Raw genomic sequence first — 12479 nt, 5'->3', positions numbered from 1 at the left:
AGCTAGAGCGAGAAATTTGATATGAGCCTGAATCCAAGAGACGTGGTGATTGTCGACTTCGGTCGCACGCCGATGGGCCGCTCCAAGGGTGGCATGCACCGCAATACCCGCGCCGAAGACATGTCGGCGCACTTGATCAGCAAGCTGCTGGAACGCAACGACAAGGTCGACCCGAAAGAAGTCGAGGACGTGATCTGGGGCTGCGTCAACCAGACCCTCGAGCAGGGCTGGAACATCGCCCGCATGGCTTCGCTGATGACCCAGATCCCGCACACTTCCGCGGCGCAGACCGTCAGCCGTCTGTGCGGCTCGTCGATGAGTGCGCTGCACACCGCCGCCCAGGCGATCATGACCGGCAATGGTGATGTATTCGTGGTCGGTGGCGTGGAGCACATGGGCCACGTCAGCATGATGCATGGTGTCGACCCCAACCCGCACCTGTCCTTGCATGCCGCCAAGGCTTCCGGGATGATGGGCCTGACCGCGGAAATGCTCGGCAAGATGCACGGCATTACCCGTGAGCAGCAGGACCTGTTCGGCCTGCGTTCGCACCAGCTGGCCCACAAGGCCACGGTCGAAGGCAAGTTCAAGGACGAAATCATCCCGATGCAGGGCTATGACGAGAACGGCTTCCTGAAGGTGTTCGATTTCGACGAAACCATTCGCCCGGAAACCACCCTCGAAGGCCTGGCATCGTTGAAGCCGGCGTTCAACCCGAAAGGCGGTACCGTCACTGCCGGTACCTCGTCGCAGATCACCGACGGTGCGTCGTGCATGATCGTCATGTCCGGCCAGCGCGCCATGGACCTGGGTATTCAGCCATTGGCGGTCATCCGTTCCATGGCGGTGGCTGGTGTCGACCCGGCGATCATGGGCTACGGCCCGGTGCCGTCGACTCAGAAAGCCCTCAAGCGTGCTGGCCTGACCATGGCCGACATCGACTTCATCGAGCTCAATGAAGCCTTCGCTGCACAGGCCCTGCCAGTGCTGAAAGACTTGAAAGTACTCGACAAGATGGATGAGAAGGTTAACCTGCACGGCGGCGCCATTGCCTTGGGCCACCCGTTCGGTTGCTCCGGGGCGCGGATTTCCGGCACCCTGCTCAACGTCATGAAGCAGAATGGCGGTACCCTGGGGGTGGCGACCATGTGCGTCGGCCTCGGCCAAGGTATCACCACGGTCTTCGAACGCGTCTGATCGCGCAGCGGGACAGCGACCGGGGCCTTGTGCCCCGGTTTTGTTTTTACAGGTTTTATTCAAGAGGGTGGGCAACATGCAGATACAACCAGGCGTATACCGGCATTACAAAGGGCCTGAGTACCGTGTCTTCAGTGTTGCGCGGCACTCCGAGAGCGAAGAGTGGATGGTGTTCTACCAATGCCTGTATGGTGATTACAGCTTCTGGGTACGGCCACTTTCGATGTTTCAGGAGTCCGTCGAGGTTGACGGCGAGCAGGTGCCACGCTTTGCTTTGGTCAAGGCCGAAGAGGGGCTGCCCGGGTTGCTGGGCAAGTCGCACGAGTGATAGTCCGAACTTGACCTCACACTTTTGCCACTATATATAGCGGTGCCGCGTCTGGCACCTGACGCGTTTTTCATCTTCAGATTCAGGAATACTCCGATCCATGGGCAAATCGCTGGTCATTGTGGAATCCCCGGCCAAGGCCAAGACCATCAACAAGTACCTGGGCAACCAGTACGTGGTGAAGTCGAGTATCGGCCATATCCGAGACCTCCCCACCAGCGGTTCGGCCAGCGCCAGCAAAGAGCCGGCCGCCAAGCGTGGCAAGGCCGCGGGTGAGGCTCCGGCCCTGTCGCCGAAGGAAAAGGCCCGCCGCCAGCTGGTGGCACGCATGGGCGTCGACCCCGACCACGGCTGGAAGGCCAAGTACGAGATCCTGCCCGGCAAGGAAAAGGTGATCGAAGAGCTGCGCCGCCTGGCGAAGGACGCCGACACCATCTATCTCGCAACCGACTTGGACCGCGAAGGGGAAGCCATTGCCTGGCACCTGCGCGAGGCCATCGGCGGCGACGACACCCGCTACAAGCGCGTGGTGTTCAACGAAATTACCAAGAAGGCTATTCAGGAAGCCTTCTCGCAGCCGGGCGAGCTGGATATCGACCGGGTGAACGCGCAGCAGGCGCGGCGTTTCCTCGACCGCGTGGTCGGCTATATGGTTTCGCCGCTGCTGTGGGCCAAGATCGCCCGTGGCCTGTCCGCCGGTCGTGTACAGTCGGTGGCGGTCAAGCTGGTGGTGGAGCGCGAACGCGAGATCCGCGCGTTCATCCCGGAAGAGTACTGGGAAATTCACGCCGACCTCGGCACCGCCAAGAACGCCAAGGTGCGTTTCGAAGTGGCCCGCGAGAAGGGTGAGGCCTTCAAACCGCTGAATGAAGCCCAGGCCATGGCCGCGCTGGAAAAGCTCAAGGCTTCCAGCTACAGCGTGGTCAAGCGTGAAGACCGCCCGACCAGCAGCAAGCCGTCGGCACCGTTCATTACGTCCACCTTGCAGCAGGCTGCCAGCAACCGCCTGGGCTTCGGTGTGAAGAAAACCATGATGATGGCCCAGCGCTTGTACGAAGCCGGCTACATCACTTACATGCGTACCGACTCGACCAACTTGTCGGCCGATGCCCTGGACATGGCCCGCAGCTACATCGAGCGTGAGTTCGGCAAGCAGTACCTGCCCGAGGCACCGCTGGTGTACGGCAGCAAGGAAGGCGCCCAGGAGGCGCACGAAGCGATTCGTCCTTCCGACGTGAACACCCACCCGAGCAAGCTCAGTGGCATGGAGCGTGACGCCGAGCGCCTGTACGAGCTGATCTGGCGCCAGTTCCTGGCCTGCCAGATGCCGCCGGCGCAGTACCTGTCCACCAGCGTCACCGTGGCCGCAGGCGACTTCGAGCTGCGTGCCAAGGGCCGTATCCTCAAGTTCGATGGTTACACGCGTGTGCTGCCGCAGCAGAGCAAGCCTGGCGAAGACGACGTGTTGCCGGAAATGGTCCAGGGCGAAGCGCTGAAGCTGATCCAGATCGACCCGAGCCAGCACTTCACCAAGCCACCGGCGCGCTTCACCGAAGCCAGCCTGGTCAAGGAAATGGAAAAGCGCGGCATTGGCCGCCCGTCGACCTATGCGGCGATCATTTCGACCATTCAGGACCGTGGCTATGTAACCTTGCACAACCGCCGCTTCTATTCCGAGAAGATGGGCGACATCGTTACCGAGCGCCTGTCCGAGAGCTTCTCCAACTTGATGGACTACGGCTTTACCGCCGACATGGAAGAGAACCTCGACGACGTAGCTCAGGGCGAGCGTGACTGGAAGAACGTACTCGACGAGTTCTACGGCGACTTCAGCAAAAAGCTGCAGACCGCCGAGTCCAGCGAAGACGGCATGCGTGCCAACCAGCCGACCATGACCAACATTCCGTGCAAGGAATGTGGCCGGCCGATGATGATCCGCACTGCCTCCACTGGCGTGTTCCTCGGTTGCTCGGGCTACAGCCTGCCGCCGAAAGAACGCTGCAAGGCCACCGTCAACCTGGTGCCGGGCGACGAGATTGCCGCCGACGACGAGGGCGAATCGGAGTCCCGCGTGTTGTTGGGCAAGCACCGCTGCCCGATCTGCGCCACGGCGATGGATGCCTACCTGCTGGACGAGAAGCACAAGCTGCACATCTGTGGTAACAACCCGGATTGCGCCGGCTACGAGATCGAGGAAGGCAACTACCGCATCAAGGGTTACGAAGGGCCGAGCCTGGAGTGCGACAAGTGCGGCAGCGAGATGCAGTTGAAGACGGGCCGCTTCGGCAAATTCTTCGGTTGCACCAACCCGGCGTGCAAGAACACCCGCAAGCTGCTCAAGAGCGGTGAGGCAGCGCCACCGAAGATGGACAAGGTGGACATGCCAGAGCTCAAGTGCGAGAAGGTCGACGATACCTACGTGCTGCGTGATGGCGCTTCGGGGCTGTTCCTGGCCGCCAGCCAGTTCCCCAAGAACCGCGAAACCCGTGCGCCGCTGGTGCTGGAGATCGTGCCGCACAAGCATGAGATCGATCCGAAGTACCACTTCCTGTGCGATGCGCCACAGAAAGACCCGGAAGGCCGCCCGGCGGTGATCCGCTACAGCCGCAAGACCAAGGAGCAGTATGTGCAGTCCGAGGTTGATGGCAAGCCGACCGGCTGGAAGGCGTTCTACGATGGCAATGCGTGGAAGGTTGAAGACAAGCGCTGATTCTTCAGTGCTGTAATTGGGGCTGCTTTGCAGCCCATTGCCGGCAAGCCAGCTTCCACAGGTACAGCATAGGTCTCGGGCCTGATGCAATCTCTGTGGGAGCTGGCTTGCCGGCGATGGGCCGCAAAGCGGCCCCAAACAATTATGATTCAGTTATCCGCATTGCAGCCTTAGGGAGGGCACAAAAATGGCCCAGGAACTCTACACCCGCACCAACCAGAAACTGTTCTTCGCCGGCCTTGCCCTCGAGTCCATGGCCAAGGCTGAGCAAAGCCAGGCCATGAATGCCCAGGGCCTGGTCCAGGCCGAACGTGAGGCGGCGCTGTTCCATCTCTACGGCGCGCTGCTGGGCCTGTGCCATGAGATCGGTGGCTTCTACCGCCTGCCTGTGGTTGCAACGGTCGAGCAAGCGCTGGCCGACGATGCCCTGAACGGCATCGCTATCCCGGAAGTGGCCGAATTGCTGGAACTGGCCCGCCAGCGCGAAACCTGGCTGGCGCAAATGCTCAGTGCTTATGCCGATTTGTTCCGACCACCGGTCGCGAAAAAAGCGCCGAAAACCGACGTCACACAACCATTGATCCAGGCGGTCAATCTCGATGAGCCCGAGCCTTCGGCGTTGTCGCGCACTGAGCTGGAAAGCTGGCGCAGCAACCTCAAGGGCCTGGTGAGGCGTTTCCGTGACGCGTTGAGTGAGTGCTGATAGCTGCTACGGCTGGTACAATACTGGCCTTTCGCGGAGAACTGCCATTTATGTCTACGTCGTTTCTGGAAATTGTCGAGTTGCCTGATGGCCGCATCGAACTGCGTCGCGCCGAGGATGAGGGCTCTCTGGTAACCCTGGATTTCTCGGAAGACGCCAAGGCGTTCCTGCAGGGTCAGCATGTGGAAGTGGCCAAGGCCATGCTCAGCGTGGGCGTGCAAATGGCCGGCCGCCTCATGGATGGCGAGCTAGAGCGTGATGAAGGGCCGCGTGTGCTGCACTGAGGTGCAGCAGGGCATCAGGTTTCATGCAGTAACAGGCAAAGCCTGAACATCAGCCGAGGCGGATGTTCAGGCTTTGTGCGTTTCCGGCACTGGCAGCGCGCAGCAATTGCTGGCGTGCAGTGGCGTTGACGTTGCCCAGCCAGCTGACCACGGTGTGGCTGCGGCCCAGGCGCAAGGCTTCGCAGGCCAGTTGCAGCGGGCTTTGATTGCCGCGAGGTTGCAGCAGCAGGATGCGTTCACGGTTGAGCCCGGCATCGCGCAGCCAGGCCTGGGTCAGGCTCGACGGCGGGGCGATCAGGGTCAGCCAGCGGGTCTCGTCCTCTTCGCTCAGTTCGCGCAGCACGGGTGCCAGCAGGCTTTGGCAATGCCCGGGGGCTCCGCGCAACGACAGTTCGCTGAACAGCTCGGGCTGGCTGCTCTTGCGCGCCACTTCGCTGGCTTTGAGGCCAGGCAGTATGGGCTGGGCGAGGAATGCTTCGAACAATGGCAACTGGGCTTGCTCGGGTGCGTGAATGAACTGCTGCATGACGCCTCCTGGATCAGCGGCGAATGACGCCGACGCTCAAGCCCTCGATCACCAGCTCCTGCTCTTTCAGGTCGACTTCGATGGGGGCGAATTCGGGGTTTTCGGCAAGCAGCCAGACTTTGCTGCCTTCGCGCTTGAAGCGCTTGACAGTGACTTCGTCGCCGATGCGGGCCACAACGATCTGGCCGTTGCGGGCTTCGCGGCAGGTGTGTACCGCCAGCAGGTCGCCATCGAAGATGCCGACATCCTTCATGCTCATGCCGTGTACGCGCAGCAGATAGTCGGCCTGGGGGTGGAAGAAGTCGGGGTTGATGTTGCAGGATTGCTCGATGTGCTGTTCGGCAAGGATCGGCGCACCGGCAGCAACCCGGCCGATGATCGGCAAGCCGCTTTCTTCGGCCTTGGCTTCCAGGCCGGGGATGCGAATACCGCGGGAGGCGCCCGGGGTCATCTCGATCGCGCCCTTGCGGGCGAGGGCCTTGAGGTGCTCCTCGGCGGCGTTGGGCGATTTGAAGCCCAGCTCCTGAGCGATCTCGGCGCGCGTCGGCGGGAAGCCGTTATCTTCCAGGCAACGCTTGATGAACGCGAGAATTTCGGCTTGGCGTGGCGTCAGTTTCAACATTGTGAGCGCTCTGTCTTTTTGTACAGTGACTGGGATTATATACAGTACTGGATGCGCTGCAAGCCAAAACCTGCAATAAACAGCAGCAATGGCGCTTGCAGCCGACCTCCTGGCGCTTTTAAATGGCGACCGGCCGGTCACCGAGCCTTGACAGAAGCAGGGCTGAAACGTATGTTTCAAACACCTGTTTGTCTGGCGGAGTAGTCGGAGTAGTCATGGCCCAATCGGAAACCGTTGAACGCATTCTCGATGCTGCCGAGCAGCTGTTCGCGGAAAGGGGGTTCGCAGAAACCTCGTTGCGGCTGATTACCAGCAAGGCCGGGGTCAACCTGGCGGCGGTCAACTATCACTTCGGCTCCAAGAAGGCCCTGATCCAGGCAGTATTCTCGCGTTTCCTCGGGCCGTTCTGCGCCAGCCTCGAACGTGAGCTGGAGCGGCGCCAGGCCAAGCCGGAGCACAAGCCGAGCCTCGAAGAGCTGCTGGAAATGCTGGTCGAGCAGGCTTTGGCCGTGCAGCCGCGCAGCAACAACGATCTGTCCATCTTCATGCGCCTGCTGGGCCTGGCGTTCAGCCAGAGCCAGGGCCACCTGCGGCGGTATCTGGAAGACATGTACGGCAAGGTGTTCCGCCGCTACATGCTGCTGGTCAACGAGGCCGCACCGCGCATTCCGCCGCTGGAGCTGTTCTGGCGCGTGCACTTCATGCTTGGCGCTGCGGCCTTCAGCATGTCCGGCATCAAGGCCCTGCGGGCGATTGCCGAGACCGATTTTGGCATCAACACCTCGATCGAGCAGGTAATGCGCCTGATGGTGCCGTTCCTGGCAGCGGGCATGCGTGCCGATAGCGGTGTTACCGACGACGCCATGGCCACCGCGCAGTTGCGCCCGCGCACCAAGACCAGCGCAAGCGCCACCACCGCCAAGGTCTGAAGGCTGGGCGGGGCAGGGCGCTTCGGCTAAGCTAGCGCCCATGCCCGAGCTCGACTTCTTGCACATTTCCCTTGCTGACCAGTGCCTTTATGGCTTTGCCGATGGCCAGCTGCGCCTGCGCGTGCCGGTTTCCACGGCGCGCAATGGCGCCGGCGAGCGCAACGGCTCGGGTTGCACGCCGTGTGGCCTGCACCAGGTACGGGCGAAGATCGGTGCGGGCTTGCCGCTGAATGCGGTATTTGTCGGGCGGCGCTGGACCGGCGAGGTGTGGTCGCCGGCCTTGCATGCGCAATACCCCGGCCGGGACTGGATCCTTAGCCGCATTCTCTGGCTCAGTGGCTGCGAACCGGGGGTCAACCGCCTGGGTGCGGTCGACACCTTCCGCCGTTATATCTACTTGCACGGCACCCCGGATACGGAACCCTTGGGCGTAGCGCTGTCCCATGGTTGCATACGCCTGCGCAACACCGATTTGCTAAGCCTGTTCGAGCAGGTGCCGGCCCATTGCCCGGTGCGCATCGAGCAGGCCGCCTGCCCCCAGTGGGCTTCTCTCAGTCTTCAATGAAGGATTACCCATGACTGTAAGCCTGCAAGGCTCCCTGATGGTGGATATCGCCGGTAAATGGCTGACCGCCGAGGACCGTCACTTGCTGCGCCAGCCTGAAGTGGCCGGCCTGATCATTTTCGCCCGCAATATCGACAGCCCGCGCCAGGTGCGTGAACTGTGCGCGTCGATCCGCGCCATCCGTCCCGATCTTATCCTGGCGGTGGACCAGGAGGGCGGCAGGGTGCAGCGCCTGCGCCAGGGCTTTGTACGCCTGCCGGCCATGCGGGCGATAGCCGACAATGACAACGCCGAGTACCTGGCCGAACAGTGCGGTTGGTTGATGGCGACCGAGGTGCTGGCGGTTGGCCTGGACCTCAGCTTTGCCCCGGTACTCGACCTGGACCACCAGCGCAGCGCCGTGGTGGGCAGCCGCGCCTTCGAGGGTGACCCGCTGCGCGCCACGCAACTGGCCGGGGCGTTCATCCGTGGCATGAATGCGGCAGGCATGGCGGCCTGTGGCAAGCACTTCCCGGGGCATGGCTGGGCTGAAGCGGACTCGCATGTGGCCATTCCCACCGATGAGCGCAACCTCGAGCAGCTGCGCCAGGCCGATCTGTTGCCGTTCACCCGCCTGAGCCGGCAATTGGCGGCGGTGATGCCGGCGCATGTCATCTACCCGCAGGTCGACAACCAGCCGGCTGGCTTCTCGCGGCGCTGGTTGCAGGACATTCTGCGTGGCGAGCTGGGCTTTGACGGGGTGATCTTCAGTGATGACCTTTCGATGGCGGGTGCGCATGTGGTCGGGGACGCGGCCAGTCGGATCGAGGCGGCGTTGAGCGCTGGCTGCGACATGGGCCTGGTGTGCAATGACCGGGCGGCGGCGGAGCTGGCGTTGAGTGCGGCGCAGCGGATGAAGGTCAAGCCCTCGCCACGGATTGCGCGGATGCGTGGGCAAGGGTTTGCGCGGACGGATTATCGCCAGCAGCCGCGGTGGCTGGAGGCGTTGGGGGCGTTGCGGGAGGCGCAGCTGGTCGATTGACCGCGTCGGCCCCTTCGCGGGCATGCCCGCTCCCACAGGTGCTGTGCTGGTTTCGAAATTAGTGTTGTACCTGTGCCGGCCTCTTCGCGGGTAAACCCGCTCCCACAGAGGTATGGCGCTGGTTTCGAAATTGGTGTTGTACCTGTGCTGTCCTCTTCGCGGGTGAACCCGCTCCCACTGGTACAGTACCGCCCTTGAGGGCACTGATATCCCTGTGGGAGCGGGTTTACCCGCGAAGAGGCCGGTACAGGCAGTGGGGGCACTGGGCTACCGCCCGCGCTTCCCGGGCAGCGGCGCGAACAGCGCTTCGATCTCTTCATCCCCCAGCCGCCATTGCCCGGCCTGCCCACCATCCAGCAGGCTCGCCGCCAGCGCCGCCTTCTCCTGCTGCAACTGCTGGATCTTTTCTTCCACTGTCCCCCGGGTGATCAGCTTGAACACGAACACCGGCTTGTCCTGGCCAATGCGGTAGGCGCGGTCGGTAGCCTGGTTTTCGCTGGCCGGGTTCCACCAGGGGTCGAAGTGGATCACCGTGTCTGCGGCCGTCAGGTTCAAGCCCACGCCACCCGCCTTGAGGCTGATCAGGAACACTTCGCTATCACCCTGCTGGAACTGCTGCACCGGCGTGCGCCGGTCGCGGGTGTCGCCAGTCAGCAGGCTGTAGCGGATCTTGCGCTTCTCCAGTTCCTGCTCGATCAACGCCAGCATCGAGGTGAACTGCGAGAACAACAGCACCCGGCGCCCTTCACTCAGCAGCTCTTCGAGCATTTCCAGCAACGCGCCCAGTTTGCCCTTGTCGGCCTGGTTGCCTTTGCTTTCCACCCCTTTGACCAGGCGCAGATCGCAGCACACCTGGCGCAGCTTGAGCAGGGCGTCGAGGATGACGATCTGGCTGCGCGCGGCGCCATTGCGGGCGATTTCATCGCGGACTTTCTTGTCCATGGCCACTCGCACGGCCTCGTAGGTGTCGCGCTGGGCATCGCTAAGCTCGACCCAGTGCACCATCTCGGTCTTGGCCGGCAGCTCGGTGGCCACCTGCTCCTTGGTGCGGCGCAGCAGGAACGGGCGGATGCGGCTGGCCAGGTGGGCCATGCGCTCGCTGTCGCCGTGGCGCTCGATCGGTGTGCGGTAGTCCTGGTTGAAGCGCTTCAGGTCACCCAGCCAGCCAGGCATGAGGAAGTGGAAAATCGACCACAGCTCGCCCAGGTTGTTTTCCATTGGCGTGCCGGTCAGGCAGACGCGCTGATTGGCCCGCAGCTCGCAAACCGCGAGGGCGGCCTTGCTGGTGCTGCTCTTGATGTTCTGTGCCTCGTCCAGCACCAGTACATGCCAGGCCTGGGCGCGCAGGTGCTCGAGGTCGCGCGGCACCAGGGCATAGGTGGTCAGGACCAGGTCGTATTCGTGCAGTTTGGCGAAATGCTTGCTGCGCCCCGGGCCCTGCAGGGCCAGCACGCGCAGCCCGGGGGCGAAGCGCTGGGCTTCGTCCAGCCAGTTGGGCACCAGGCTGGTCGGCATCACCGCCAGGGCCGGCGCGCTCAGGCGCCCGGTCTGCTTCTCCAGCAGCAGGTGTGCCAGGGCCTGCAGGGTCTTGCCCAGGCCCATGTCGTCGCCGAGAATGCCGCCGGTGCCCATCTCGCGCAGCGCCTGCAGCCAGTTCAGGCCCTGTTGCTGGTAAGGGCGCAGGCTTGCCTGCAACCCGGCCGGCGGTTCTACCTTCAAGTCACGGGCATCGCGCAGGCGTCGGCCCAGGTCGCGTACATGCTCGCCACCTTCCCAGTGCAAAGGAAGGCTGTCGATTTCATTCAGGCGTGCGGCATCGGCACGGTCCAGGCGCAGGGACGGGCCTGCGACGTCTTCGTGCAGGTACAGTTCGCCCAAGGTGCCCATCACTGCCTTGATGCGGCCATAGGGCAAGGCAACGCGCAGGGCCGGAGCATCGAGGCGGCCACGGTTGAGGTCGATCAGCAGGTGCTCGTCGTCACTGCGCCGGGCCAGTTCGCTGGGGCGCAGCAGTTCCGGGTTGTTGCGCAGCAGTTGCAGCACGATCGGCAGCAGGCTGTGGCGTTGGCCATCGACCACGATGCCCAGCTCCAGGTCGAACCATTCATGGCCGGGCGCTTCGTCGATGGTGGCGTACCAGTCGTCCACCTCCTGCAGGTTGAAGGCGAAGTCGCGATGGATGTCGATTTCCCAGCCGGCCTCGCGCAGGCGTGGCAGGCCTTCGCGGGCAAAGCGCAGCCAGGCTTCGTCGTCGGGCAATTGGTACATTTCGCCGGCGCTGTCGGGTAGCGCCTTGCTCTGCCGGGTGGCCGCCTTGAAGCCGAGGTCGCGCAGGGCCTTGCGCAGCGCCTGCTCGGCCTGGGGCTGGCGACGGATGCGCTGGCTGGTGTCGTCGACCAGGCGGGTCAGCGGCTTGTCGTCGCTGCCGGTGGCGCGCAGGCCGTCGTAGTCGAATGCCAGCGCTGCACGGTGTTGCATCTGCCGTTGCATGCGACCGGTCTTGGGCATGTAGGCGCTGAACTCGAGACTGCCCAGGGTCAGTCTGCCTCTTGGTGCGAGGTCGTCGATTTGCTTGGTGCTCACGGCTGTGGGGGTGGGAACCTGGCGGTTCAAGGCGTTCAATCGATGACTCAAGGGGACGACCAGGTGCTCGGGAACAATAGGCGCGCGCGCGAGCTGGCCGGCAATGAAAGGGTCGAGGTCATGGAGCAGCTTGCCGGTCTGGTGCGAATGCCTGTCGACATAGTGCATGGGCTCGATGGGCAGCACCTGTAGCTGCTGGTGACCATCGTGGTACCAGGCGCCTCGGTAGCTGCCATTGTCCAGCCTGACCCAGCGGAACTCGGCATGCAGCTCCGGCCCGGGGGACAGTGGCGCAGCATCGTCTTCGAACAGAAGGCGACCAGTGGCCAGGGCGTAGCCGTAAAGCTCCGCGCCCTGTTTGCCTTCCAGTTGCACCATGGGTGTCATCGTCTTGCTGCGGGCATCGATCAGGCGCAACAGCCGCGCATCGTCCTCGGTGACGTAACGGGGTGTGTAGTAGATCATCTCGGGCATCGAGGTGATGCGACCGATCTTCAGGCTGCCGTCTGTTTGCCGGGTGCCTTTGATCGGTTCGAGCCGACAGTGCTCATGATCCATGTGGATACGGTAATAGATTGCCGGGCCTTTGCGCGCGGGCTCGTGGGGGGCTGCGGGTTGCGACGGTGACTCGAGTGCCTGGACCCACAGGTTGAGGTCCGGTGGCAGCGACAGCGCGGCTTGCTCCGGCGGGGCCGCGGCGTCAAGGCCATCGTTACCGTCCTGCAGTTGCAGCAGCGCCGCGACGCAGTGCTTGCAGTTGAGCGCGACCGGGCAGGTGCAGCGTCCGAACACGCGCAAGTCACCGTGGTTGACCACCAGCTGGATGTTCTGCTGGTAAGTCTGGCCTGCCGAGCCCTTGCAGGTTGCTTCGACCTTCGGGCCATGCTTCGACAGGATGCGCGTCCGCTCTTGCGCCGCATAATTGCGGCCTCGTGCCAGTGCACCGGCCTCGAAGAAGTCGACCCAGTCCGGATAGGCTCTCAGCAGTTGCTGCGCATCACCGTCGCTCAC

The 12479-nt window shown here is 63.2% G+C and carries 11 protein-coding genes; 8 read left to right on the top strand and 3 right to left on the bottom strand.

The window, feature by feature from the left end; genetic code table 11:
* Nucleotides 1–21 precede the first annotated feature (21 nt).
* The 5 genes from fadA (at nt 22) to IRZ77_RS20215 (ending at nt 5222) form a co-directional block, all read left to right on the top strand.
* A complete protein-coding gene (gene fadA, locus IRZ77_RS20235; protein ID WP_013971712.1) occupies nt 22–1197 on the top strand; it encodes an acetyl-CoA C-acyltransferase FadA in 1176 nt (391 codons plus the stop codon).
* A 76-nt stretch (nt 1198–1273) separates the two neighbouring features.
* Entirely contained in the window at nt 1274–1525 is a 252-nt protein-coding gene (locus IRZ77_RS20230) for a DUF1653 domain-containing protein (RefSeq protein WP_023661154.1), read from the top strand.
* A 100-nt stretch (nt 1526–1625) separates the two neighbouring features.
* A complete protein-coding gene (gene topA / locus IRZ77_RS20225; RefSeq protein ID WP_015269531.1) occupies nt 1626–4235 on the top strand; it encodes a type I DNA topoisomerase in 2610 nt (869 codons plus the stop codon).
* 187 nt (nt 4236–4422) lie between these two features.
* Entirely contained in the window at nt 4423–4938 is a 516-nt protein-coding gene (locus IRZ77_RS20220; protein WP_046615847.1) for a DUF6586 family protein, read from the top strand.
* A 50-nt stretch (nt 4939–4988) separates the two neighbouring features.
* Nucleotides 4989–5222, top strand: a complete 234-nt coding sequence (locus IRZ77_RS20215) for a hypothetical protein (RefSeq protein ID WP_004376430.1) — start codon at nt 4989–4991, stop codon at nt 5220–5222.
* A gap of 49 nt (nt 5223–5271) precedes the next feature.
* Here IRZ77_RS20215 and sulA read toward each other — a convergent pair whose 3' ends face one another.
* Together sulA and lexA are read right to left on the bottom strand one after the other, a co-directional pair.
* Nucleotides 5272–5748, bottom strand: a complete 477-nt coding sequence (sulA, locus tag IRZ77_RS20210; RefSeq protein WP_196174272.1) for an SOS-induced cell division inhibitor SulA — start codon at nt 5746–5748, stop codon at nt 5272–5274.
* A gap of 13 nt (nt 5749–5761) precedes the next feature.
* On the bottom strand, nt 5762–6370 hold the full coding sequence (gene lexA / locus IRZ77_RS20205) for a transcriptional repressor LexA (RefSeq protein WP_004376420.1): 609 nt from the start codon (nt 6368–6370) through the stop codon (nt 5762–5764).
* Between the two features lie 215 nt (nt 6371–6585).
* Here lexA and IRZ77_RS20200 point away from each other — a divergent pair, with 215 nt between their 5' ends.
* The 3 genes from IRZ77_RS20200 to nagZ are packed head-to-tail and all read left to right on the top strand — an operon-like array spanning nt 6586 to nt 8885.
* Complete coding sequence (locus tag IRZ77_RS20200) at nt 6586–7299, top strand: TetR/AcrR family transcriptional regulator (RefSeq protein ID WP_046615849.1); 714 nt, start codon at nt 6586–6588, stop codon at nt 7297–7299.
* A 40-nt stretch (nt 7300–7339) separates the two neighbouring features.
* On the top strand, nt 7340–7864 hold the full coding sequence (locus IRZ77_RS20195; protein ID WP_135002809.1) for a L,D-transpeptidase: 525 nt from the start codon (nt 7340–7342) through the stop codon (nt 7862–7864).
* A gap of 22 nt (nt 7865–7886) precedes the next feature.
* Nucleotides 7887–8885 carry a beta-N-acetylhexosaminidase gene (gene nagZ, locus IRZ77_RS20190; RefSeq protein ID WP_178081812.1) on the top strand — a complete coding sequence of 333 codons (999 nt, stop codon included), beginning with the start codon at nt 7887–7889 and terminating at the stop codon, nt 8883–8885.
* Nucleotides 8886–9152: 267 nt separating this feature from the next.
* Here the strand turns inward: nagZ and IRZ77_RS20185 are convergent, their stop codons facing one another.
* Nucleotides 9153–12479, bottom strand: a complete 3327-nt coding sequence (locus IRZ77_RS20185; RefSeq protein WP_196174270.1) for a DEAD/DEAH box helicase — start codon at nt 12477–12479, stop codon at nt 9153–9155.

This window comes from Pseudomonas pudica (assembly GCF_015680405.1).
Classification (GTDB): domain Bacteria; phylum Pseudomonadota; class Gammaproteobacteria; order Pseudomonadales; family Pseudomonadaceae; genus Aquipseudomonas; species Aquipseudomonas pudica.
The sequence above is the reverse complement of the archived record's forward strand: the minus strand, read 5'-3'. Positions and strand labels throughout refer to the sequence as shown.

What these genes read in the sequence shown, in the direction of transcription:
- lexA (WP_004376420.1), bottom strand. Translation starts at nt 6,370, where the DNA reads ATGTTGAAACTGACGCCACGCCAAGCCGAAATTCTCGCGTTCATCAAG.
- fadA (WP_013971712.1), top strand. Translation starts at nt 22, where the DNA reads ATGAGCCTGAATCCAAGAGACGTGGTGATTGTCGACTTCGGTCGCACG.
- IRZ77_RS20230 (WP_023661154.1), top strand. Translation starts at nt 1,274, where the DNA reads ATGCAGATACAACCAGGCGTATACCGGCATTACAAAGGGCCTGAGTAC.
- topA (WP_015269531.1), top strand. Translation starts at nt 1,626, where the DNA reads ATGGGCAAATCGCTGGTCATTGTGGAATCCCCGGCCAAGGCCAAGACC.
- IRZ77_RS20195 (WP_135002809.1), top strand. Translation starts at nt 7,340, where the DNA reads ATGCCCGAGCTCGACTTCTTGCACATTTCCCTTGCTGACCAGTGCCTT.
- IRZ77_RS20215 (WP_004376430.1), top strand. Translation starts at nt 4,989, where the DNA reads ATGTCTACGTCGTTTCTGGAAATTGTCGAGTTGCCTGATGGCCGCATC.
- IRZ77_RS20220 (WP_046615847.1), top strand. Translation starts at nt 4,423, where the DNA reads ATGGCCCAGGAACTCTACACCCGCACCAACCAGAAACTGTTCTTCGCC.
- sulA (WP_196174272.1), bottom strand. Translation starts at nt 5,748, where the DNA reads ATGCAGCAGTTCATTCACGCACCCGAGCAAGCCCAGTTGCCATTGTTC.
- IRZ77_RS20200 (WP_046615849.1), top strand. Translation starts at nt 6,586, where the DNA reads ATGGCCCAATCGGAAACCGTTGAACGCATTCTCGATGCTGCCGAGCAG.